General features: G+C 68.1%; 23 protein-coding genes. 16 read left to right on the top strand and 7 right to left on the bottom strand.

What is annotated here, in order from left to right; genetic code table 11:
- The first annotated feature begins 11 nt into the window (after positions 1-11).
- The gene (locus ACSQ89_RS19330; RefSeq protein ID WP_436291055.1) at positions 12-1,082 is read left to right on the top strand and encodes an ROK family protein; all 1,071 of its coding nucleotides are present in this window, start codon (positions 12-14) and stop codon (positions 1,080-1,082) included.
- On the opposite strand, the gene ACSQ89_RS19325 is transcribed toward ACSQ89_RS19330, so the two are convergent.
- Genes ACSQ89_RS19325 through ACSQ89_RS19315 form a run of 3 tightly spaced genes read right to left on the bottom strand, consistent with a single transcriptional unit; the run spans position 1,079 to position 4,280 of the window.
- The gene (locus ACSQ89_RS19325) at positions 1,079-2,458 is read right to left on the bottom strand and encodes a phospholipase D-like domain-containing protein (RefSeq protein ID WP_436291056.1); all 1,380 of its coding nucleotides are present in this window, start codon (positions 2,456-2,458) and stop codon (positions 1,079-1,081) included. The two genes, ACSQ89_RS19330 and ACSQ89_RS19325, sit on opposite strands and share 4 nt — an antisense overlap.
- Positions 2,455-3,120 (bottom strand): glutathione S-transferase family protein, encoded by a 666-nt coding sequence (locus ACSQ89_RS19320; RefSeq protein ID WP_436291057.1) that lies wholly within the window; start codon positions 3,118-3,120, stop codon positions 2,455-2,457. Before ACSQ89_RS19320 ends, ACSQ89_RS19325 begins: the two co-directional genes overlap by 4 nt.
- A gap of 38 nt (positions 3,121-3,158) precedes the next feature.
- Positions 3,159-4,280 (bottom strand): 5-methyltetrahydropteroyltriglutamate--homocysteine S-methyltransferase, encoded by a 1,122-nt coding sequence (locus ACSQ89_RS19315; RefSeq protein ID WP_436291058.1) that lies wholly within the window; start codon positions 4,278-4,280, stop codon positions 3,159-3,161.
- 147 nt (positions 4,281-4,427) lie between these two features.
- Here ACSQ89_RS19315 and ACSQ89_RS19310 point away from each other — a divergent pair, with 147 nt between their 5' ends.
- From ACSQ89_RS19310 to ACSQ89_RS19260, 11 genes are all read left to right on the top strand, one after another.
- Positions 4,428-5,543 carry an aromatic ring-hydroxylating dioxygenase subunit alpha gene (locus tag ACSQ89_RS19310; RefSeq protein ID WP_093103232.1) on the top strand — a complete coding sequence of 372 codons (1,116 nt, stop codon included), beginning with the start codon at positions 4,428-4,430 and terminating at the stop codon, positions 5,541-5,543.
- The gene (locus ACSQ89_RS19305) at positions 5,540-6,295 is read left to right on the top strand and encodes a GntR family transcriptional regulator (RefSeq protein ID WP_093103233.1); all 756 of its coding nucleotides are present in this window, start codon (positions 5,540-5,542) and stop codon (positions 6,293-6,295) included. The genes ACSQ89_RS19310 and ACSQ89_RS19305 overlap by 4 nt, the downstream gene beginning before the upstream one ends.
- On the top strand, positions 6,295-7,293 hold the full coding sequence (locus tag ACSQ89_RS19300; RefSeq protein WP_093103235.1) for a PDR/VanB family oxidoreductase: 999 nt from the start codon (positions 6,295-6,297) through the stop codon (positions 7,291-7,293). The genes ACSQ89_RS19305 and ACSQ89_RS19300 overlap by 1 nt, the downstream gene beginning before the upstream one ends.
- A 157-nt stretch (positions 7,294-7,450) precedes the next feature.
- Positions 7,451-8,629 carry an ABC transporter substrate-binding protein gene (locus ACSQ89_RS19295; RefSeq protein ID WP_436291059.1) on the top strand — a complete coding sequence of 393 codons (1,179 nt, stop codon included), beginning with the start codon at positions 7,451-7,453 and terminating at the stop codon, positions 8,627-8,629.
- A 79-nt stretch (positions 8,630-8,708) separates the two neighbouring features.
- Complete coding sequence (locus ACSQ89_RS19290; protein ID WP_093109898.1) at positions 8,709-9,581, top strand: branched-chain amino acid ABC transporter permease; 873 nt, start codon at positions 8,709-8,711, stop codon at positions 9,579-9,581.
- Positions 9,581-10,552, top strand: coding sequence for a branched-chain amino acid ABC transporter permease (locus ACSQ89_RS19285; RefSeq protein ID WP_093109897.1), 972 nt, complete (start codon positions 9,581-9,583; stop codon positions 10,550-10,552). Before ACSQ89_RS19290 ends, ACSQ89_RS19285 begins: the two co-directional genes overlap by 1 nt.
- Positions 10,549-11,307, top strand: a complete 759-nt coding sequence (locus ACSQ89_RS19280; RefSeq protein ID WP_436291060.1) for an ABC transporter ATP-binding protein — start codon at positions 10,549-10,551, stop codon at positions 11,305-11,307. Before ACSQ89_RS19285 ends, ACSQ89_RS19280 begins: the two co-directional genes overlap by 4 nt.
- Positions 11,300-12,004, top strand: coding sequence for an ABC transporter ATP-binding protein (locus tag ACSQ89_RS19275; RefSeq protein ID WP_436291061.1), 705 nt, complete (start codon positions 11,300-11,302; stop codon positions 12,002-12,004). Before ACSQ89_RS19280 ends, ACSQ89_RS19275 begins: the two co-directional genes overlap by 8 nt.
- A 29-nt stretch (positions 12,005-12,033) precedes the next feature.
- Positions 12,034-12,879 (top strand): helix-turn-helix domain-containing protein, encoded by an 846-nt coding sequence (locus ACSQ89_RS19270; protein WP_436291062.1) that lies wholly within the window; start codon positions 12,034-12,036, stop codon positions 12,877-12,879.
- Between the two features lie 26 nt (positions 12,880-12,905).
- On the top strand, positions 12,906-13,304 hold the full coding sequence (locus tag ACSQ89_RS19265; protein ID WP_436291063.1) for a nuclear transport factor 2 family protein: 399 nt from the start codon (positions 12,906-12,908) through the stop codon (positions 13,302-13,304).
- Between the two features lie 137 nt (positions 13,305-13,441).
- Positions 13,442-13,840 (top strand): SRPBCC family protein, encoded by a 399-nt coding sequence (locus tag ACSQ89_RS19260; protein ID WP_436291064.1) that lies wholly within the window; start codon positions 13,442-13,444, stop codon positions 13,838-13,840.
- A 109-nt stretch (positions 13,841-13,949) separates the two neighbouring features.
- On the opposite strand, the gene ACSQ89_RS19255 is transcribed toward ACSQ89_RS19260, so the two are convergent.
- The 3 genes from ACSQ89_RS19255 to ACSQ89_RS19245 are packed head-to-tail and all read right to left on the bottom strand — an operon-like array spanning position 13,950 to position 16,212.
- Positions 13,950-14,567, bottom strand: a complete 618-nt coding sequence (locus ACSQ89_RS19255; protein ID WP_436291065.1) for an NAD(P)-dependent oxidoreductase — start codon at positions 14,565-14,567, stop codon at positions 13,950-13,952.
- Between the two features lie 42 nt (positions 14,568-14,609).
- Positions 14,610-15,266, bottom strand: a complete 657-nt coding sequence (locus ACSQ89_RS19250) for a DsbA family protein (protein WP_436291066.1) — start codon at positions 15,264-15,266, stop codon at positions 14,610-14,612.
- A 55-nt stretch (positions 15,267-15,321) separates the two neighbouring features.
- The gene (locus ACSQ89_RS19245; RefSeq protein ID WP_436291067.1) at positions 15,322-16,212 is read right to left on the bottom strand and encodes an MBL fold metallo-hydrolase; all 891 of its coding nucleotides are present in this window, start codon (positions 16,210-16,212) and stop codon (positions 15,322-15,324) included.
- A gap of 100 nt (positions 16,213-16,312) precedes the next feature.
- Between ACSQ89_RS19245 and ACSQ89_RS19240 the strand changes: the two genes are divergently transcribed.
- Positions 16,313-17,242 carry a LysR family transcriptional regulator gene (locus ACSQ89_RS19240; RefSeq protein WP_436291068.1) on the top strand — a complete coding sequence of 310 codons (930 nt, stop codon included), beginning with the start codon at positions 16,313-16,315 and terminating at the stop codon, positions 17,240-17,242.
- Here the strand turns inward: ACSQ89_RS19240 and ACSQ89_RS19235 are convergent.
- A complete protein-coding gene (locus tag ACSQ89_RS19235; RefSeq protein WP_436291069.1) occupies positions 17,226-18,149 on the bottom strand; it encodes a LysR family transcriptional regulator in 924 nt (307 codons plus the stop codon). The two genes, ACSQ89_RS19240 and ACSQ89_RS19235, sit on opposite strands and share 17 nt — an antisense overlap.
- 118 nt (positions 18,150-18,267) lie before the next feature.
- Between ACSQ89_RS19235 and ACSQ89_RS19230 the strand changes: the two genes are divergently transcribed.
- From ACSQ89_RS19230 to ACSQ89_RS19220, 3 genes are read left to right on the top strand one after another with little or no spacing between them, the layout of a single operon-like run.
- On the top strand, positions 18,268-19,218 hold the full coding sequence (locus ACSQ89_RS19230; protein ID WP_093109886.1) for a hydroxymethylglutaryl-CoA lyase: 951 nt from the start codon (positions 18,268-18,270) through the stop codon (positions 19,216-19,218).
- Between the two features lie 13 nt (positions 19,219-19,231).
- A complete protein-coding gene (locus ACSQ89_RS19225) occupies positions 19,232-20,392 on the top strand; it encodes a CaiB/BaiF CoA transferase family protein (protein WP_436291070.1) in 1,161 nt (386 codons plus the stop codon).
- Between the two features lie 25 nt (positions 20,393-20,417).
- Positions 20,418-21,395 carry a Bug family tripartite tricarboxylate transporter substrate binding protein gene (locus tag ACSQ89_RS19220; protein WP_436291071.1) on the top strand — a complete coding sequence of 326 codons (978 nt, stop codon included), beginning with the start codon at positions 20,418-20,420 and terminating at the stop codon, positions 21,393-21,395.
- Positions 21,396-21,399: the final 4 nt, after the last annotated feature.

The following is a 21,399-nucleotide window of genomic DNA, read 5'->3' as shown; positions in this document are numbered from 1 at the left end:
TGAAAGACGCAATGGCATCCCACAAGAGAAAGAAAAAAGCTTCGCTTCCCCCACCCGAGATCCATGGCGCGCGAGAACTGCCTACGGTGCTGGTCGAGGGCTACAGCCTCCAGTTGCGCGACAAGGACGGCTTCATCGGCGACCAGGCCAGCCAGACGGCGTTCAGGGAACTGCTGGAGCGCTGGCGACGGCGCCGCCGGAAGAGGGGCAGGGACCCGTTGGGCGCCAAGCATTCGAAGGACCTGCCCAAGAGCACGCTGGACGCCACGCTCAAAGCCGGCCAGACCTCCGAGGCCGCCGACATGGTTCATGGCGCCATCGAGGAATTCGCCGAGGAGCTGGCCTGGGTCATCGAACGCTTCCTGCGCCAGCCGTCATGGCAGGGCGTGGAGCGCATCGTGATCGGCGGCGGCTTCCCGGAGAGCGACGTCGGCGAGCGCGCGGTGCTGCAGGCGGCGGCCATCCTCCAGGGCATGGGCATCGACGTGCAATTGGGTCGCATCGGCCACGAAACCGACGACGGCGGATTGCTCGGCTGGTTGCACCTGGCACCGCCGCCGCTGCTGAAAGGCCGTGACGCGATCCTCGCGATCGACATCGGCGGCACCAACGTGCGCTGCGGCATCGTCAAGATGCGCCGCAAGCGCGCCAAGGACCTGTCGAAGGCGAAGGTGCTGCGGCGCGAAAAGTGGCGCCATGCGGACGACGGCCCGGCGCGCAAGGTGCTGGTCGAGCGCCTGGTGGACATGCTCCACGATCAGATCCGCTACGCCACGAAGAAGGGCATCCGCCTGGCGCCCTTCATCGGCATCGGCTGCCCGGGCCTGATCCGCAAGGATGGCTCGATCGCGCGCGGCGCGCAGAACCTGCCGGGCGACTGGGAGAGCGAACACTTCCATCTGCCGACCGAGCTGGGCAAAAAAATTCCGACGATCGGCGGCGAGCCCGCCCTGGTTCTGATGCACAACGATGCCGTGGTGCAGGGCCTGAGCGAATTGCCTTTCATGCGCGACGTGAAGCGCTGGGCGATGCTGACCATCGGCACCGGACTTGGCAACGCCAGCTACACCAACAAGACCTAAAGCTGGAACGCGATGGTCAGCAGCAGTCCTTCGGCCACGTCGCGCACGATGCCCGGACGGCGCGCGCGGTAGGTCTCGCCGGCCGAGGCGGTGGCCTCGATCCATTGCGCGAGCCAGTCGATCTCGTTGCGGTCGTAGAACACAACCGCCGCCTCGTGGTTCAGCAGCAGGCTGCGCATGTCGAGGTTGATCGAGCCGCACAGCGCGAGCTCTTCGTCGACCACCACCGCCTTGGCATGCGCCATGAAGGGCAGCATGCGGAAGATCACGCCGGCGCGCGCCAGGTCGCGCATGGCGCGGGCACGCACGAAATCGGCGAGCCGGTGGTTGGACTGCGCGGGAATCGCGATCGTGACCTGCACGCCGCGCCGCGCGGCCAGGCGCAGCGCATCGCGCAGGCCGTCGCCGGGCACGAAGTAGGGCGTGATCGCGAGCACGCGGTGCTCGGCGCGGAAGCAGGCGTCGATCAGGAGCGCGTGCGCCGTGTCTTCGGTCTGGTCGGGGCCGCTCGGCAGGAATTGCGCCAGGCCGCCAGCCGGCGGCGCCACCGCGGCCGCGATGGCGCGCGGCTTGCGCCCGCGCACCGAGGCCCAGTCGTGGTCGAACTGGCGCGCCGCCGCGGTGGCCACGCTGCCCTTCAAATCGAAGGACAGGTCGCGCCAGCCCACCGGGTAGTCGTGGTTGCCGAGGAAGTATTCGCCCGCCATGTTGCGGCCGCCCGACCAGAGCCAGCCGTCGTCGGCGATCGTGAGCTTGCGGTGGTTGCGCAGGTTGCGCGGACCCGCGCGGCGCAGGCTGAAGATCGGGCGGAACACGGCCACCTCGGCGCCGGCATCGCGCAGCGTGTCGAAGTGGCTTCGCGGCAGCGACAAGGCGCCGAAGCCGTCGAGCAGCACCCGCACCTTGATGCCTTCGCGCGCGCGCCGCGAGAGCCGGTTGATCGCCTCGTGCCCGAGCGCGTCGTCGCCGATGATGAAGGTGCAGACGTCGATGCGCGTGCGCGCGCCCTCGATCACTTCCCACAGCGCATCGCGTGCGGCGCCGCCGTCGGCATGGAAGCGCACCGCGCAAGGTCCGGGCGCCGCGAGGCCGAAACTTTCGACCAGGTCGGCAGCCCAGTGCCCGGCAGGTACCGAGCGCCGCGGCCGCGGCGAGCCCGCGGGCCGCAGCTTGCGCTGGCCGAATAGCAGGTAGATCGGCAGGATGAAGTAGGGCAGCAGCACGAGACCCATCACCCATGAAATGGCGGTGCTGGGCGCGCGCTGCTCGCGCCTTGCGCGCGTCGTCAGCACGTAAACGAGCAGCGCGAAGGTGACGACCAGCAAATGCTGCGACGGCGAGGGCAGCCAGTCGAGCAGGTCGTCGATGCGGTTCACGCGAGATGCGACTGGAGGGCCAGGGGCACCGGGCGTCCTTGCGAGGCCAGGAACCTCATCATCGGGCCGACCACTTCGCGCACCGCGGGCCGCGCACCCACGCGTTCGCGCCAGACCAGAAGGCGCGGCGTGTCGCCGGTCATGCCTGCGCCCTTGCGGTCAGCGAACACCTGCGCCATGTAGAAGGCGATGTCGGCAAACGAATAGGAGCCGGCGAGGTGGTCGCCGTGCGCCAGCCGATGTTCCATCTGCACATAGAAACGGGCGCAGGCGGCGCAGGCTGCCACCGCGGCCTCGCTTTGCATGTCGTGCTGCAGGCCCATGAGCTTGATCACGTGCGGGAAGAACACCTCGTCTGACATGTGCTCGAGCTGGCGCGCCCGTGCCCGCTCGACCACGCCGCGCGGCCACAGCGGCGGATCGGGCACCCGGTCTTCGAGGTACTCGAAGATCTGCGTCGAGTCGAAGATCTCGACCTCGCCGTCGATCAATACCGGCACCTGCCGCTTGGGGTTGATGCGCAGCACCTCGGGGTGCTTGGGCTCGTAGTTGTCGTCGCGGTCGAAGGACACCATCACGGCTTCGATCGCGATGCTTTTTTCGAGCGCCGCGATCTGCGCCTTGGCGCCGAACATGCTGAGGGGGCCGGTGAAGAGCTTCATGGAGCGCGATCATGCCCCGACTTCACCTCGCGTGCACCTCAGAGGGAGCCCCACACCTCCTGTGCGGTTTCCACGACCAGCCGCAGCTTCGCGCGCTGCGCCTCGACGGCGATGTTGTTGCCGTGCACCGTGCTCGAGAATCCGCATTGCGGCGAGAGCGCGAGCTGCTCCAGCGGCACGTATTTGGCGGCTGCCTCGATGCGCGCCTTGAGCTCGTCCTTATCTTCCATCTCGCCGAACTTGGTGGTCACCAGGCCCAGCACCACGGTCTTGCCCTTGGGCAGGAAGCGCAGCGGCCGGAAGTCGCCCGAGCGGGCGTCGTCGTACTCGAGGAAGTAGGCGTCGAGGTCCATCTCCTTGAGCAGCGCCTCGGCCACCGGCTCGTAGTTGCCGGCCGCCGCATGCGTGCTCTTGAAGTTGCCGCGGCACAGGTGCATCGCGAGGATCATGCCTTCGGGCTTCTGCGCCACCACCTTGTTGATGAAGGCGGCGTAGCGGTGCGGCAGCTCGTTGGGGTCGTCGCCGCGCTGGCGGGCGGCTTCGCGCATCTTCTCGTCGCACAGGTAGGCGAGGTTGGTGTCGTCCATCTGCACGTAGGTGCAGCCGGCCGCGGCCAGCGAGCGCAGTTCGTCGCCGTAGGCCCTGGCCACGTCGTCGTAGAACTCAGGGTCGAGTTCGGGGTAGGCCACCTTGCTGATGCCGGCGCGGCCGCCGCGGAAGTGCAGCATGGTGGGCGAGGGGATCGTGACCTTGGGCGTGTTGCCGGCCGACACCTGGCTCTTGAGGTACTCGAAGTCCGCGAGCTGGATGCACTTCGCGTGCGTCACTTTGTCGATGACGCGCATCACCGGCGGTGCCAGCTCCTCGGTGCCGTCGGGCTTCTTGATGGTGACCGGGATGTCGGTCTTCACGCCGCCGAGCTGCTCGAGGAAGTCGATGTGGAAGTAGGTGCGGCGGAACTCGCCGTCGGTGATGCTCTTGAGGCCGATGTCCTCCTGGAACTTCACGATCTCGGTGATGGCCTTGTCTTCGACCCCGCGAAGCTGTTCGGGCGTGATCTCGCCCTTGGCTTTTTGCTCGCGGGCTTCGAGCAGGTATTTGGGGCGCAGGAAGCTGCCGACGTGGTCGTAGCGGGCAGGCAGGCGGGCGTGCTGGGACATGGGATGCTCCGTCGAAATCAGAAAAAGTACGGTCGATCGTAATCTCATGCCGATGGACCGCGCTGGATACAGTGAAGTCGGTATTTACCCTCGTTTTAGCCGAAAAGTGTTGGAAATACCGGCTCAAATGTATACATTGAGTATCCCATGAGCACCTCTTCAAGCCCTTTTCCACTCAACGCCTGGTACGCGGCCGCCTACGACGTCGAGCTCAAGCACGCGCTGCTGGCACGCACCGTCTGCAACCAGAAACTGGTGCTGTACCGGCGCACCGACGGCCAGGTCGCCGCGCTGGAAGACGCCTGCTGGCACCGGCTGATGCCGCTGTCGATGGGCCGCCTCGATGGCGACGAGCTGGTCTGCGGCTACCACGGCCTGGTCTACAACAGCCAGGGTCGCTGCACCCACATGCCGAGCCAGGAGACGCTGAACCCGTCGGCCTGCGTGCGCGCCTACCCGGCGGTCGAGAAGCACCGCTTCGTCTGGGTCTGGCCCGGCGATCCGGCCAAGGCCGACCCGGCGCTGGTGCCCGACATGCACTGGAACGACGACCCGGCCTGGGCCGGCGACGGCAAGATGATCCGCGTGGCCTGCGACTACCGGCTGGTGGTCGACAACCTGATGGATCTCACGCACGAGACCTTCGTGCACGGCTCCTCGATCGGCAACCGCGCGGTGGCGGAGGCGCCCTTCGTCGCGACCCACGGCGACCGCTCGGCCACCGTCACGCGCTGGATGGAGAACATCGATGCGCCGCCATTCTGGGCCGCGCAGATCCGGCATGCCCACGGCTACCAGGGCAAGGTCGACCGCTGGCAGATCATCCGCTTCGAGGGTCCCTGCACCGTCAACATCGATGTCGGCGTGGCCGAGGCGGGCAGCGGCGCGGTGCCGCGCGACGGCGCGGCGGGCGACCGCAGCCAGGGCGTCAACGGCTACGTGCTCAACACCATCACGCCCGAGACCGACAAGAGCTGCCTCTATTTCTGGGCTTTCGCGCGCAACTACTGCATCGGCGAGCAGCGCCTCACGCACGAGCTGCGCGAAGGCGTGGCCGGCATCTTCCGCGAAGACGAGCTGGTGCTCGAAGCCCAGCAGCGCGCCATCGACGAGCGGCCCGACTACAGCTTCTACAACCTCAACATCGACGCCGGCGCGATGTGGGCGCGACGGCTCATCGACCAGATGATCGCGAAGGAAAGGCCGCGAACAGCTGCCATTCCGATCCGGCCCGCGGCCGAAGCGGCGGGGGAGCGCACGTGAGCATCGTCGCAACCGAGCCTTCGGAAGTCGGCAGCTCGCAAGCCGTCAAGGCCCAGTTGCGGCTGCGCGAGATGGTGCTGGCCGGCGAGCTGCCCGGCGGCGCGCGCATCGCCGAGGTGGCGATCTCCGAGCTGCTGGGGGTGTCGCGCACGCCGGTGCGCAGCGCGCTCATGCGGCTCGAGCAGGAAGGCCTGCTCGAAGCCCTGCCCAACGGCGGCTACGCAGTGCGCACTTTTTCCGAGCGCGACGTGTCCGACGCCATCGAACTGCGCGGCACGCTCGAAGGCCTGTCGGCGCGGCTCGCGGCCGAGCGCGGCGCGGCGCCGGTGGTGCTGCGCGAGGCGCGTGCCTGCCTGAAGCGCATCGACGAACTGCTGAAGGAGCCCGCGCTCGACGATGCGGCCTTCTCGCGCTATGTGACTTTCAACGAGCAGTTCCACCGGCTTCTGTCCGAGATGGCGGGCAGTCCGCTGATCGCGCAGCAGCTGGAACGCGTGATCAACCTGCCTTTCGCTTCGCCCTCGGGTTTCGTGGTGGTGCAGGCGAACTCGCCGGCCGCGCGCGACATGCTGCTGATCGCGCAGGACCAGCACGGCCAGGTGCTCGATGCGATCGAGAACCGCGAAGGCTCGCGCGCCGAGGCGCTGATGCGCGAGCACAGCCGCCTCGCGCAGCGCAACCTGCGCGAGGCGCTGCACGGCGCGCAGAACCACCCCTTGCCCGGCGTGCAATTGATTCGCCGCAGAGCCTGATGAAAAGCGATACCCACTGGATGCCCGCGCGCATCACCGCCCTGCGCGACCTGACGCCGACCGTGCGCGAGTTCGAGATCACGCCCGAGTCGGGCATTGCCGCGACGCACGAGCCCGGCGCGCATCTGCAGGTGCAGGTGCTGGTCGGCGCACCGGGCTCGGGGCGCATGCAGACGCGCTCCTACTCGGTCGTCGGCGAGCCCGACGAACGTTCCTGGCGCATCGCGGTCAAGCGCCTGGACGATGGCCGCGGCGGTTCGCTCGCGATGTGGCGCTTGGCGATCGGCGACCGATTGCTCGTCGCCGAGCCGCAGAGCCACTTCGGCCTCGACACCACGGCGCCGGGCTACCTGCTGGTGGCAGGCGGCATCGGCATCACGCCGCTGGTCTTCATGGCGCAGCGCCTGGGCGCGCTGGCCGAGCGCAACGGCGTGCGTGTGCGCATGCTCTACGGGGCGCGCAGCGCCGAGGAACTGGCCTACCTGCCCACGCTGCAGGAGGCGCTGGGCGCCAACGTGCAGGCCCACACCGGCAGCGCGCCGATCGACTTCGCCGCCGAGATCGCGGCCCTGCCGGCCGGCGGCCAGCTCTACACCTGCGGGCCGGTGCCGATGCTCGAAGCCGTCAAGCGCGCCTGGGCCGCCGCCGGCCGCGTGCCGGCCGACTTGCGCTTCGAGACCTTCGGCAGCAGCGGCCGGCTGGCGGCGCAGGCCTTCGAGGTGCGCATTCCGCGCCACGACCTGGCGATCACCGTGCCGGCCGACGGCACCCTGCTCGAGGCGCTCGAAGCCGCCGGCGTGCAGACCCTCTGGGATTGCCGGCGCGGCGAATGCGGGCTGTGCGCGATGGACGTGCTTGCGGTCGAGGGCGAGATCGACCACCGCGACGTGTTCCTGAGCGAGCACGAGAAAGAGCAGGGCCAGCGCATCTGCGCCTGCGTATCGCGCGCGGTCGGAACGATCACCATCGATTCGGCATGGCGTCCCGAAAGTCCATGAAGCGCCGAAAGGCTTTGCGCGATCATCGCGCGCCCCGTTGACTAATCGCGCAGAAACATGCAGCCCCAGCGCAGCGCTAGGTGTTTGCCTCGGCGCGATCGCAGTTTCGTTTGTTCACAATAGCCAGCATTCCGCTTTCAGCAAAAAGGAGACTTCCATGCAACGTCGCCACCTTGTCCAGGCCGCGAGCCTTGCGGCCATTGCGCTGGCCATGCCGCTGGCCCAGGCCCAGGCCCAGGGCAACACTTTCAAGATCGGGCTGGTGCTGCCGATGACGGGCCAGCAGGCCACCACCGGCCGCCAGATCGAAGCCGCCGCCCGGCTCTACATGGCGCAAAACGGCGACACCGTGGCGGGCAAGAAGATCGAGCTCGTCGTCAAGGACGACACCAGCCTTCCCGACGTGACCAAGCGCCTCGCGCAGGAACTGGTGGTGAACGACAAGGTCAACGTGCTGGCCGGCTTCGGCATCACGCCCTCGGCCATGGCCACCGCGCCCATCGCGACCCAGTCGAAGACGCCGATGGTGGTGATGGCGGCGGCCACCTCGAGCATCACCGAGGCCTCGCCCTACATCGTGCGCACCAGCTTCACGCTGCCGCAGGTCTCGGTCGCGATGGGCGACTGGGCACCGAAGAACGGCATCAAGTCGGTCGTCACGCTGGTCACCGACTACGGCCCGGGCAACGACGCCGAGAAGTACTTCAAGGAGCGCTTCCAGCTCAACGGCGGCAAGGTGATCGATTCGCTGCGCGTGCCGCTGCGCAACCCCGACTTCGCGCCTTTCCTGCAGAAGGTGCGCGATGCCAAGCCCGATGCGTTGTTCGTCTTCGTGCCCTCGGGTGCCGGCGCGGCGGTGATGAAGCAGTTCATCGAGCGCGGCATGGACAAGGCCGGCATCAAGATGATCGCCACCGGCGACGTGACCGACGACGACCAGCTCAACGACATGGGCGAGGGCGCGCTGGGCGTGGTCACCACGCACCATTATTCGGCCGCGCACCCCTCGGCGCTCAACAAGAAGTACGTCGAGGCCTTCCAGAAGGCCAACAAGAACATGCGTCCCAACTTCATGGCCATGGGCGGCTATGACGGCATGCGCGTGATCTACGAGGCGCTCAAGACCACCAAGGGCCAGGGCGGCGGCGATGCGTTGCTGGCCGCGATGAAGGGCCAGATCTTCGAGAGCCCGCGCGGCCAGGTGCTGATCGATGCGCAGACGCGCGACATCGTGCAGGACGTGTATCTGCGCAAGGTCGAGAAGAAGGACGGACAGCTCTACAACGTGGAGTTCGACGTGATCAAGGCGGTCAAAGACCCGGGCAAGGCGAAGTGAGGCCCCGTCGTTCGGCCCATCCCCGTTCGGCCTGAGCCTGTCGAAGGCTTCGACAAGCTCAGCCCGAACGGCCTTTTGTATGTTGACCATTCTTTTCGACGGCATCGCCTACGGCATGCTGCTGTTCGTGCTCGCGGTCGGCCTGGCCGTGACGCTGGGCCTGATGAACTTCATCAACCTCGCGCACGGCGCCTTCGCGATGGCCGGCGGCTATCTCACGGTGTTCGCGATGCAGAAGCTGGGCCTGCCCTTCCTGGCCTGCCTGCCGCTTGCCTTCATCGTCGTCGGCCTGGCGGGCGCGCTGCTCGAACGCACGCTCTACCGGCCGATGTACGGCAAGCCGCACCTGGACCAGGTGCTGTTCTCGATCGGCCTGGCCTTCATGGCGGTGGCGGCCATCGACTACTTCGTCGGCTCCTCGCAGCAGAACATCCACCTGCCCGAATGGCTGCGCGGCCGCACCGAGATCGGGGCCGATCCGTGGCTGCTGGGCATGGGGCACTACCGGCTCTTCATCATCGCCGTGTGCGCGGTGCTCACCGTGGTGCTGCAGCTCATCCTGTCGAAGACGCGCTTCGGCAGCCGGCTGCGCGCGGCGGTGGACGATCCGCGCGTGGCGGCCGGGCTCGGCATCAACGTCAACGTGGTGTTCCTCCTGACCTTCGCGGTCGGCTCGGGGCTCGCGGGCCTGGGCGGCGCGCTCGGCGCCGAGATTCTCGGCATGGACCCGACCTTCCCGCTCAAGTACATGATCTATTTCCTGATCGTGGTCTCGGTCGGCGGCACCTCGTCGATCACCGGGCCCTTGCTGGCCGCGCTGCTGCTTGGCATTGCCGACGTGGCGGGCAAGTATTTCATTCCGAAGATGGGCGCCTTCACGGTCTACCTGCTGATGATTCTGATCCTGATGTGGCGGCCGCAGGGCCTGTTCACGCGCAGGGGAGGGAAGTGATGGATTTCCAGAAGTCTCTTGTGCAGAAGGCGCGCTGGCGGCCGTGGGAGTTCGCGGTCTGGGCCGTGGCCTTCGTGCTGCCGGGTATTTTTCCCTCGCACGCGCTGCTGATCAACGAGATCGCGATCGTCGCGTTGTTCGCGATGTCGCTCGACCTGATCCTGGGCTACACCGGCATCGTGTCGCTGGGGCATGCGGCCTTCTTCGGCTTCGGCGCCTACACGGCCGCGCTGTTCGCCAAGCTCGTGATGCCCGATCCGACGGTGGGCCTGGTCGTTGCGGTGCTGCTCTGCGCCGCGCTGGGCGCGCTGGCGAGCATCACGATCCTGCGCGGCAGCGACCTCACGCGGCTCATGGTCACGCTCGGCACCGCGCTGCTGCTGCTCGAGCTTGCGAACAAGCTCGACTGGCTGACCGGCGGCGCCGACGGCCTGCAGGGCGTGGTGATGGGGCCGGTGCTGGGACTGTTCGAGTTCGATCTCTACGGCCGCACGGCGGCCTGGTACTCGCTGGCCGTGATGGGGGTCTTGTTCCTGCTGATGCGGCGGATTGTGCATTCGCCCTTCGGTGCCACGCTGAAGGCCATTCGCGACAACCGCCTGCGCGCGATGGCGATCGGCGTTCCGGTCATCTCGCGCATCGCGGTGATCTACACCGTGGCCGCCGCGGTCGCCGGCGCCGCGGGTGCACTGCTCGCGCAGACCACCGGCTTCGCCTCGCTCGACGTGCTGGCCTTCGACCGCTCGGCCGACGTGCTGCTGATGCTGGTGATCGGCGGCGTCGGCTGGCTCTACGGCGGCGTGACGGGTGCGATCGTGTTCAAGCTGCTGCAGAACTGGCTCTCGGCGGTGACGCCGCAGTACTGGATGTTCTGGATCGGGCTGATCCTGGTGCTGCTGGTGCTGGTAGGACGCGACCGCTTGTTGAAGCCCTGGACCTGGTTCGGCGCGCGCCGGAGTGCCAAGCCATGAACGACATCGTTCTCTCGGCCACCGGCCTCGTGATGCGCTTCGGCGGCATCACGGCCACCGACAACGTGACGCTGAACCTGAAGCGCGGCGCGCGCCACGCACTGATCGGGCCCAACGGCGCCGGCAAGACCACGCTGATCAACCTCTTGACGGGTGTGCTCACGCCGACGGCCGGCCGCATCGTGCTGGAAGGCGAGGACATCACGCGCCTGGCGCCGCACCGCCGCGTGGCGCGCGGCATGGTGCGCACCTTCCAGATCAACCAGCTCTTCGACTCGATGACGCCGCTGGAAACGCTGGCGCTCGTGATCTCGCAGCAGGCCGGGCTGGCCGCGCAGTGGTGGCGGCCGCTGGGCTCGTCGTCCCAGGTGTCGGAGCGGGCTGCGCAACTGCTCGAGCAATTCCATCTGGGCGACGTTGCGCAGCAGCAGACGCGGCAGCTGGCCTACGGCAAGCGCCGCCTGCTCGAGATCGCGATCGCGCTGGCCTGCGAGCCGCGCGTGCTGCTGCTCGACGAGCCGGTGGCCGGCGTGCCGGCCGGCGAGCGCGAGGAGCTGCTGCAGACCGTGGCGGCCTTGCCGGCCGACGTGTCGGTGCTGCTGATCGAGCACGACATGGACCTGGTGTTCAGTTTTGCCGACCGCATGACGGTGTTGGTCAACGGAGCCTTGCTCACCGAGGGTGACCCCGACACGATCGCGAACGATCCGAAGGTCAAGGAGGTCTATCTGGGTCAGGGGGCTGTCCATGTCTGAGCTGCTGCGCATCGAGAAGCTCAGTGCCGGCTACGGCGAAGCCGTGGTCCTGCACGACATCGCGCTCACCCTCGGCGAAGGCCAGACCCTGGCGCTGCTGGGCCGCAACGGCACCGGCAAGACCACGCTGATCAATACGCTGGCCGGTGCGACACGCCAGCATGGCGGCAGCATCGCCCTCGGCGGCGTGGCGCTGCACAAGCTCTCGCCACACCAGCGCGCGGCGGCCGGCATTGGCTGGGTGCCGCAGGAGCGCAATATCTTCAAGTCGCTCACGGTGCACGAGAACCTGAGCGCAGTCGAGCGACCAGGCAAGTGGAACCCGCAACGCGTCTACGAGATGTTCCCGCGCCTGGCCGAGCGCAAGAGCAATCTCGGCACGCAGCTGTCGGGCGGCGAACAGCAGATGCTGGCGGTGGGGCGCGCGCTGGTGGTCAACCCGCGGCTGTTGCTGCTCGACGAGCCCCTGGAAGGCCTGGCGCCGATCATCGTCGAAGAGCTGCTGCGCGCGATCCGCCGCATCACGCAGGACGAAGGGCTGGCGGCGATCATCGTCGAGCAGCATCCGCAGGCCATCCTCGCGATCTCCGACGAGGCGGTGGTGCTCGACCACGGCACGGTGGTGCATGCCGATCGCGCGGCCACGCTGCGAACGCAGCCCGAGGTGCTGGAGCGGCTGCTGGGCGTCGCGCGCTGAACAATGATCGGGCCTACACTGGCTCGATCATGGTCACGACGAAGGCGCTTCACCAAGGTTCGATCTCGGTCATCGACTACCGCTGCGACGCGGGTCCATCCGACCTGGTGTTTGCCGAACTGCATTGCAACAACTCGGTCTCGTACGTGCGCAAGGGCAGCTTCGGTTACCGCTGCGGCGGCCGCTTGTTCGACATGGTCGCCGGCTCGGTGCTGGTCGGCCGCTCGGGCGACGAGTACGTCTGCACCCACGAGCACCACCAGCGCGGCGACGAGTGCCTGTCCTTTCATCTGTCGCCGGAATTGATGGACGAGATCGGTTCACGCCGCGGCATCTGGCGCACCGTCGGCTTGCCGCCGCTGCCTGAACTGATGGTGCTGGGAGAGCTGGCGCAGGCGGCGATCGAGGGCGGCAACGACCTCGGGCTCGACGAGGTCGCGCTGCTGTTCACCGCGCGCTTCGTCGCACTCGCCGGTGAACGCGAGCCCGGCGCGATTCAGGTGACTGCCCTCGACCGGCGCCGGGCGGTCGAGGCGGCGCTCTGGCTGGAGGCCCGCTCGCACGAAGCGATCGATCTCGACCAGGCAGCGCAGCAGGTCGGCCTCAGTTCCTTCCATTTCCTGCGCCTGTTCTCGCGCGTGCTCGGCGTCACGCCGCACCAGTACCTGGTGCGCACGCGCCTTCGGCATGCCGCGCAACTTCTGGCAACGGGCGCGCGGCCGGTCACGGAGGTGGCGCTCGACGTCGGCTTCAGCGATCTCTCGAACTTCGTGCGCAGCTTTCATCGCGCGGCCGGCGTGTCGCCGCGGCGCTTCAGGCAGGCGGCGCGCGGCGACCGCAAGATTTTCCAAGAACGCCTCGCCCTGCACGCCTAGGATCGGTTCATCCGTCTGGAGGATTCATGAGCTCGTCATCCGAAAGCGCGGTGCGCGAGGTTGTCAGGCGCTACGCAGACGCCTGGGCGGCCAACGATCTGAAGACCATATTCGACTGCTACCACGACGAGGTGGTCTTCCACTACTTCGGCGGCGGGCCGCTGGCTGGCGTTCACCGGGGCAAGGTGGCCTGCCTGGCCTTGCTCAAGCAGGTGAAGGAGAAAACGAGCCGGCGGCTTGTGTCCATCCGCGACGTGCTCGCGGGCGAGCACTTCGGGGTGATCGTCGCGGTCGAGCAGTTCGAGCGCGATGGCGCGACGCATGTGCTGGAGCGGCTGCTGCGATACAGCGTGCGCGACGGCCGGCTCGCCGAGTGCTGGATCTACGACGAGGACCAGCGCCTGGTCGATCAACTGCTGAGGTGAGGCTCACCCCCAGGCTTGCCCACTTCGTGTGGCCGCCAACCCCCTCACCGGGGGCAACACCAGCGGCCCGGCGGAGCCGGTTCCGCGGTGTTTCTGGAACGAGACATCCTTCGCATGCAACTGAAAGGAGAACGTCCATGGCATCCATTCGACGCGAAATACAGGTCGCGGCGAGCGCCGAGCAGATCTGGGAAGTCGTGCGCGACATCGGCGAAATTCACCACCGCCTGGTGCCGGGCTTCGTGACCGACTGCCGGCTCGAGAGCAAGGGCGAGGCCCGCATCGTCACCTTCGGCAACGGCCTGGTGGTGCGGGAGGCGATCATCGATCTCGACGATGCCGCGCGCCGGCTGGCGTGGTCGGCGACCGGCGGCCAGCTCACGCACTACAACGCATCGATGCAGGTGTTCGCCGAGGGCGACCAGCGCAGCCGGATGGTCTGGATCGCCGATCTGCTGCCGCACGAGGCGGCAGGCGCGATCGGCGCGATGATCGACGAGGGCATGCGCGTCATGAAGACGACGCTGGAGGCTTAGCGGCGCGCTCCCATCGGGAGCCGCCGCGGAACCGGCTTCGCCTGGCCGCAGGCGGCGCCCCCTGGAAGGGGGTTGGCGGCTACGCGAGGCGAGCAAGCCTGGGGGTTAGTCAATACCCCACGGTGAACCGCTGGCGCGGATGCTCCGGATTTTCGATCTCGTCGGCCATCGCGATCGCGTAGTCCTCCATCGAGATCCAGCTCTTGCCGTTGGCGTCGGCCAGCAACTGGTTGCCGCCGAGCCGGTAGCTGCCGGTGCGCTCGCCGGGCTCGAAGAACGCGGAGGGCGAGATGAAGGTCCAGTCCAGCTCCTTTTCGGCGCGCAGTGCCTCGAGAAACGCACGGCCCGCCAGCGCTTCCGTCTTGTACATGGCGGGAAATTCGGGCGTGTCCACCAGCGCCTTGCCCGGCGCTACTTCGAGGCTGCCGGCGCCGCCGACCACCAGCAGGCGCGGCACGCCGGCCTTCTTCGCGGCAGCGATGGCGCTTGCTGCATCGATGCCGCCCGCAAAGTGGGTTGAGCTGATCACGGCGTCGTGGCCGCGCAGCAGCGGCACCAGCGCGTCGAGCTGCGTGGCGTCGGCCTGCTGGAGGCTGAGGCCCGCTTTGGCTTCGGCCTTCGCGGTGTTGCGCGCGATGCCGGTGACGGTGTGGTCGCGTTGCAGCAGTTCGGTAGCGACGCGCGAGCCGGCGCGGCCCGTGATGCCGAGGATGGCGATGTTGCTCATGAAATGACTCCTGGTTGAACGAAAACGGAAAAAGTCGAGGGCTCAGGCTGCTTGCTGCGTCATCTGCGCCAGCTGCTCTCGCCAGGCCTCGGGCCGGCCCAGCCACGCGCTGGCGTCGATGCGTTCGAGGCGGCCGTCGCCGCGCGCCAACGCGAAGGTCGGAAAGCCGCCGCCGGCGACGCGTGCCAGCAGCGCACGGCTGTCGGCGATGTGTTGCCGGGTGCCTTCGCTCGCCTGTTGTGCGAACAGGGCTGCAAACGCGTCGCCGTCGAGCCCGATGTCGATCGCGAGTTCATGCAGCACCGCCGTGTCGGCGATGCGGCGCCCCTCGACGTAGTGGGCACGCTGCAGGCGCTGGAGCAGATCGAGCCCGCGGCCGCCGAGCGCTTCGGCCGCGAGGATGGTTGTGGTCGGCGGTTCGGAATCCATCACCGCCGTGGTGTCGCGCAGCAGGCCTTCGAAGTAGGCCTCGCCGAAGGGCTGGCCCGTGAGTTGCGCGATGCGCCGGTCGTGCGGCATCACGTAGTCGCGCCACTGGGGCGTGATCGGCCGGCGGTTGGCGCCGGTCATCATGCCGCCGCCGTGCAGCGCGATCGCGAGGCCCGGCACCGTGCGTGCCGCCTGGACCAGCGGCGCGGCCGCGTAGCACCAGCCGCACAGCGGGTCGAACAGGTAGTGCAGGATGGGGCTGTCGCTCATAAGGCAACCTCCGCGCTGCGCGCTACGGTATTCGCCTTGGGAACGGCCCGGCGGCTCATTGCGCCGGCCACTTCATCTCGCCCTTGATGACCTTGGCGCTCAGCTCGAGCGACGACTGCTGACCCAGGCCGGGGTAGTGCTTCTTCATGGCGGCGACGAGCTCTGCCGAATCCTTGGCCTTCGCGGCTTCGCGCTCGAAGGTCTCCAGGTAGCCGGCGGTGAACTTCACGGCCTGCAGCCCCTTCGGCGCATCGCCCAGGTAGTGGCCCGGCACCACGGTCACGGGCTTGAGCGCTGCAATGCTGTCGAGCGTCTTGCGCCAGGCCTGGCGCGAGGCCGGCGTCTGCGTGTCGGCCACCCACACATGGGTGTTGTGGAACACGGGCACGCCGCCGGCCACGGTCTTCTGCGAAGGAATCCAGACATAGCTGCGCGCCGGGCTCGGGCCCTGGAGGCCCTTCACTTCGAGCTTGCGGCCTTCGAGCAGGATGGTGTCGCCTTCCAGCGGCTCGGGCAGCACCAGCGCCTTGGGCGCGTTGTCCTTGAGGATCGGCGTCCAGTACGCGAGCTTGCCGTCCATCGAGGCCTTGATCGCCGCCACCGTTTGCGGCGTGGCCACGATCTTCGCGTCGGGAAAGGCGGCCTTGATCACGTCCAGGCCGAAGTAGAAGTCGGGGTCGCTGTGGCTGATGTAGACGGTGCTGAGCTTCTTGCCGCCGGCCTTGATCTTCTGCACCAGGGCTTCGGCGTCGTTGCGCTGGAACTGCGCGTCGATCAGCACGGCCTCGTTGCGGCCGCTCACGATTTCCGAGGACACCGGGAAGATGGCCTTGTCGCCCGGGTTGTAGACCTCGAGCTGCAATGCAGCTTCGGCGGCCGAGGCCGGCAGGGTGTGAACGGCTGCGAGCGAGGCCATGCCTGCGGCGAGGAGGGTTCTGCGAATCATGTGGCGCCTGATGGGTGGGAATGGACGGAATCTTATGTTTCTTAATCCGATCAAAAAACCGCATACGATGCAAATATTTGTTGCTTAAATCGATCAAATCATGGACCGCATCACCGCCGCCAAAGTGTTCGTGAACGTCGCCGAGCGCGCCAGCATGACGGCCACGGCCGAGGCGCTCGACATGTCGCGCGCCATGGTCACGCGCTACCTCGCGCACATGGAAACATGGGCTGGCGCGCGCCTTCTGCATCGCACGACGCGGCGGATCAGCCTCACTTCCGCAGGCGAGCAGACCCTGTCGCGTTGCCGGCAGATGCTCGAGGTCGCCGAGCAGATGCAGGTTGCCGTGGATGCGCAGGCCGATGTGCCGCAAGGCCTGCTGCGCCTGACCTGCGCCCAGTCGATCGCGCAGGACGTGCTGGCCGCGGCCGTGGCGGACTTCCTGCGCCGCCATCCGCAAACCGCCATCGACCTGCACATCAGCGACCGCACCGTCAACCTGGTGGAAGAGCGCATCGACCTCGCGATCCGCATCACGAACGACCTCGATCCCAACCTGATCGCGCGGCCGCTGGGAAGCTGCGGCTCGGTGGTGTGCGCGACGCCGGCCTACCTTGCCGAGCACGGCACGCCGCGCGCGCCGCAGGAGCTTGCCCTTCACAACTGCCTGACCTATTCGTACTTCGGCAAGAGCCTGTGGCAGTTCGAGCACAAGGGCCGGCAGATCGCGGTGCCGGTGGGCGGCAATCTCAGCGCCAACGAATCGTCGGTGCTGCTGACGGCGGTGCTCGAAGGCGCGGGCATCGCGATGCAGCCGGAGTACTCGGCCGCGCCGCTGATCGCAGCCGGCCGGCTGGTCGCGCTCCTGCCCGACTGGCGGCCCCAGACGATGGGGGTCTACGGCGTCTACAGCTCGCGCCGCCAGATGCCGGCCGCGCTGCGCGCGATGCTCGACTTTCTGGCGGCGCGCTTTGCCGACGCGCGCTACTGGCCGCCGGCCGCAGCCGCGACGCTCAGGAAGAAGCGTTGAGCGCAGACGCCGCGGCGCGGTCGCGCAGATGCGCAACCAGCAGCTTGGCGGCGGGCGACAGGTTGGCCTCGTTGCGAAAGCAGATCGCGAAGCGGCGCTCGGCCCAGGCGTCGGAGAGCGGCACCACGCGCAGGCCGAAGCTGGCCGCGAGCGGATCGATCACCTCGCGCGGCACCACGGCGATGCCGAGGTTCGCGCGCACGCAGCGCAGCGCCGCGTCGAAGGTCGACACCGCCGCGCGGTAGCTGAGCGGCCGGCCGATGATCGCGGCCGCCCGCGCCAGCATGGTGTGGACCGCGGTGGAGGCGGGCAGGCCCACGTGATCGAACGCCAGCGTCTCTTCGAAGCTGCAGCGCCGCCGGCGCGCGATGGCGTGCGAAGGATGCGCAACGATGGCCAGCCGGTCGCGCCGGTAGGGCCAGGCCTGCAGCCCTTCGAGATCCGCCGCATCCCAGCACACGCCCACCGGCGCCGAGCCTTCGCGCAACGCGCGCACCAAGTCGCGGCTCAAGGCTTCTTCGATGTCGACGCGGATGTCGTGGTGCGCCGGCGTCTGGAGGAAGTCCGCGATGTCGTCGGGCAGGAACTCGGCGATCGAGGACATGCTGGCCAGCAGGCGCACCTGTCCCTTCACGCCGCGGCCATGGTCGGCCATGTCGCGGGCCACCCGGTCGGCGCTCGCGAGCATGGCGCGCGCGTGTTCCAGCAGGATCTCGCCGGCGGCGGTCGGCGTCACGCCGCGGCGGCGGCGCTCGAAGAGCGTCTCGCCCACGACGTCTTCGAGCTGCGCCAGGCGCTTGCTGATCGCCGAGGCCACGATGTGCTGCTGCTCGCCGGCGCGGGCGATGTTGCGGGTTTCGCAGACCGCGACGAAGAGGCGCAGGCTGGTGAGGTCCAGGTCGCGCATGAAGTTCCAGTTCGGAATGTTGGGCGTTCCAGATTACCGCTTTTGCAAGCAATACGGAATGTCTAAAGTCCACGCATCACATCGGCGCCCCTGCCGATGCGCCTGGAGACAAGAACTCATGCCAATGCCCAACCCGCGGCTGCCGCGCGCCGCCGTCATTCGCGAAGTCGGCCTGCGCGACGGCCTGCAGAGCATCGCGACCATCCTGCCCACCGAGCACAAGCGCGAATGGATCCGCGCGGCGCATGCCGCCGGCCAGCGCGAGATCGAGGTCGGCTCCTTCGTGCCGGCGAGGCTCCTGCCGCAACTGGCCGACACGGCCGAACTGCTCGCGTTCGCGAAGACGCTGCCGGGCCTCTTCGTCTCGGTGCTGGTGCCCAACCTGCGCGGCGCCGAGGGCGCCATTGCCGGCCAGGCCGACCTGATGATCGTGCCGCTGTCGGCCAGCCATGCCCACAGCCTTGCCAACCTGCGCAAGACGCCCGACGAAGTGGTGGCGGAAGTCGCCCGCATCCGCGCGGCGCGCGACGCGGCCGGCTCGAAGACGCTGATCGAAGGCGGCGTAGGCACGGCCTTCGGCTGCACGATCCAGGGCCTGGTCGAGAAGCGCGAGGTGCTGCGCCTCATGCAGGCCCTGCTCGATGCCGGGGCCGACCGCGTGAGCCTGGCCGACACGGTCGGCTATGCCGATCCGGCCATGGTGCGCGAGCTGTTCGAGGAGGCCTTGAAGATCGCGGGCGATCGCTTCTGGTGCGGCCACTTCCACGACACGCGCGGCCTGGGCCTGGCCAACGTCTATGCGGCGCTCGAAGTCGGCGTCGCGCGCTTCGATGCCTGCCTGGCCGGCATCGGCGGCTGCCCGCATGCGCCGGGCGCCAGCGGCAATGTTTCGACCGAGGACCTGGCCTACATGCTGGGCAGCATGGGCATCGCCACCGGGGTCGACATCGACGAGCTGCTCGCGCTGCGCCAGCGCGTGGCCGAGTGGCTCGGCGGCGAGACGCTGCACGGCACGCTCTGGCGCGCCGGCCTGCCCAAGACCTTTGCCACCGAAACCGCGCTCGCCTGACCGAAAGCCCCTCATGAACGCTGAAGACAACAAGCTCCCGCTCGCCGGCGTCCGCGTCGTCGAGTTCACGCACATGGTGATGGGCCCGACCTGCGGCATGATCCTGGCCGACCTCGGCGCCGAGGTGATCAAGATCGAGCCACCCGGCGGCGACAAGACGCGCAAGCTGCCGGGTCTGGGCATCGGCTTCTTCCGCTCCTTCAATCGCAACAAGAAGAGCGTGGTGCTCGACATCACGACGGAAGAAGGCCGGGCGACCGCAACCGAGCTGATCGGCCAATGCGACGTGGTGCTGGAGAACTTCCGCCCGGGGCTGATGAGCAAGCTCGGCCTGGACTACCAGACGCTCTCGGCGAAATGCCCGCGCCTGATCTACGTCACGCACAAGGGCTTCCTGCCCGGGCCTTACGAGAACCGCCTGGCGCTCGACGAGGTGGTGCAGATGATGGGCGGGCTCTCCTACATGACCGGCCCCGAAGGCCGGCCGCTGCGCGCCGGCACCTCGGTCAACGACATCATGGGCGGCATGTTCGGCGCGATCGGCGTGCTGGCCGCGCTGCGCGAGCGCGAGCGCACCGGCAGGGGGCAGGAGGTGCAGAGCGCCCTGTTCGAGAACTGCGTGTTCCTCTCCTCGCAGCACATGCAGCAGTTCGCGATGACCGGCGAGCCGCCGCCGCCGATGCCCTCGCGCGTGTCGGCCTGGAGCGTCTATGACGTCTTCACGCTGGCCGAAGGCGAGCAGCTCTTCATCGGCGCGGTGAGCGACAAGCAGTTCCTGACCTTGTGTCGCGTGATCGATGCGCCTGAACTGGCGCAAGATCCGGCACTGGCCAACAACGCGTTGCGCGTCGCGGTGCGGCCAGCGCTCCTGAAGCGGCTGGGCGAGATCCTCGCGCGGCATCGCGTCGAGGAACTGGCGCCCAAGCTCGAGGAAGCCGGCATTCCCTACGCGCCGATCGTGCGGCCCGACCAGCTGATGGACGATCCGCACCTCAAGGCCAGCGGCGGCCTGGTGCCGATGGAGTGCGACGATGGCGGCATGACCGAGGTGGTGTTGCTGCCGCTGCTGATGGGCGGCCGGCGCCCCGGCGTGCGGCAAGCGCTGGCGCGCGTGGGCGAGCACACTGAGGAGGTGCTGTCGCAACTTGGCGGCACGCGAAGCTGCCTGACATAAGTTTTCGAGACCAAGGAGACAAAAGATGAACCCCACCCTTTCGCGCCGCACGGTGCTCGGCCTTGGCGCTTCCGCGCTGGCGGCCGTGGCGCTTCCCGCATTCGCCCAAGGCGCCGACAAGCCGGTGCGCATCATCCTGCCGATCAGCGCCGGCTCGGGCGTGGACACCATTGCGCGCGCCGCCGCACCGGCGCTCGGCAAGGCCTTCGGCCAGCCGGTGGTGATCGAGAACCTGCCGGGCGCCGGCGGCATCACCGGCGCCTCGGTCGTCGTCAAGGCCGCGCCCGATGGCCAGACGCTCGGCATGGTGTCGAACAACCACGTGATCAACCCGAGCGTCTACAAGAAGATGCCCTTCGACGCCATCAACGACATCACGCCCATCAGCGTGGTCGGCGCGACGCCGCTGGTGCTGCTGGTGAACCCGAAGGTGCCGGCGAAGAACGTGAAGGAACTGGTCGCGCTGCTCAAGGCCAAGCCCGACGGCTACAACTACGCGTCCTCGGGCAACGGCACCATCATTCACCTGGCCGGCGAGATGTTCATGGACGAGGCCGGCGTCAAGGCGCGTCACATCCCCTACAAGGGCACCGGCCCGATGGTGACCGACATGATCGCGGGCCAGGTCGAGATCGGCGTGGTCGCGCTGCCGGCGGTGCAGCAGCACATCAAGAGCGGCGCCTTGCGCGCGATCGGCCTGTGCGGGCCCGCGCGCTCGCCGGCCGCGCCCGACATCCCGACGATTGCCGAGCAGGGGCTGCCCAACTACAGCGTCGAAGGCTGGTTCGCGCTGATCGGACCGGCCAAGCTGCCGGCGGCGGAAGTGAAGCGCGCGCACGATGCGGTGGTGGCCGCATTCTCCAGCGCCGAGGTGCAGGAGGCGATGGCCAAGCAGGGCAACATCATCAAGCCGAGCACGCCGGAAGAGGCCGCGAAGTACTTCCGCAGCGAGGCCGCCAGGTACGCTGCGCTCGTGAAGAAGGCCAACGTGACGCTGGAGTAGCCGG

It is taken from the genome of Variovorax sp. LjRoot175 (assembly GCF_964253805.1).
Taxonomy (GTDB): domain Bacteria; phylum Pseudomonadota; class Gammaproteobacteria; order Burkholderiales; family Burkholderiaceae_C; genus Variovorax.
The sequence above is the reverse complement of the archived record's forward strand: the minus strand, read 5'-3'. Positions and strand labels throughout refer to the sequence as shown.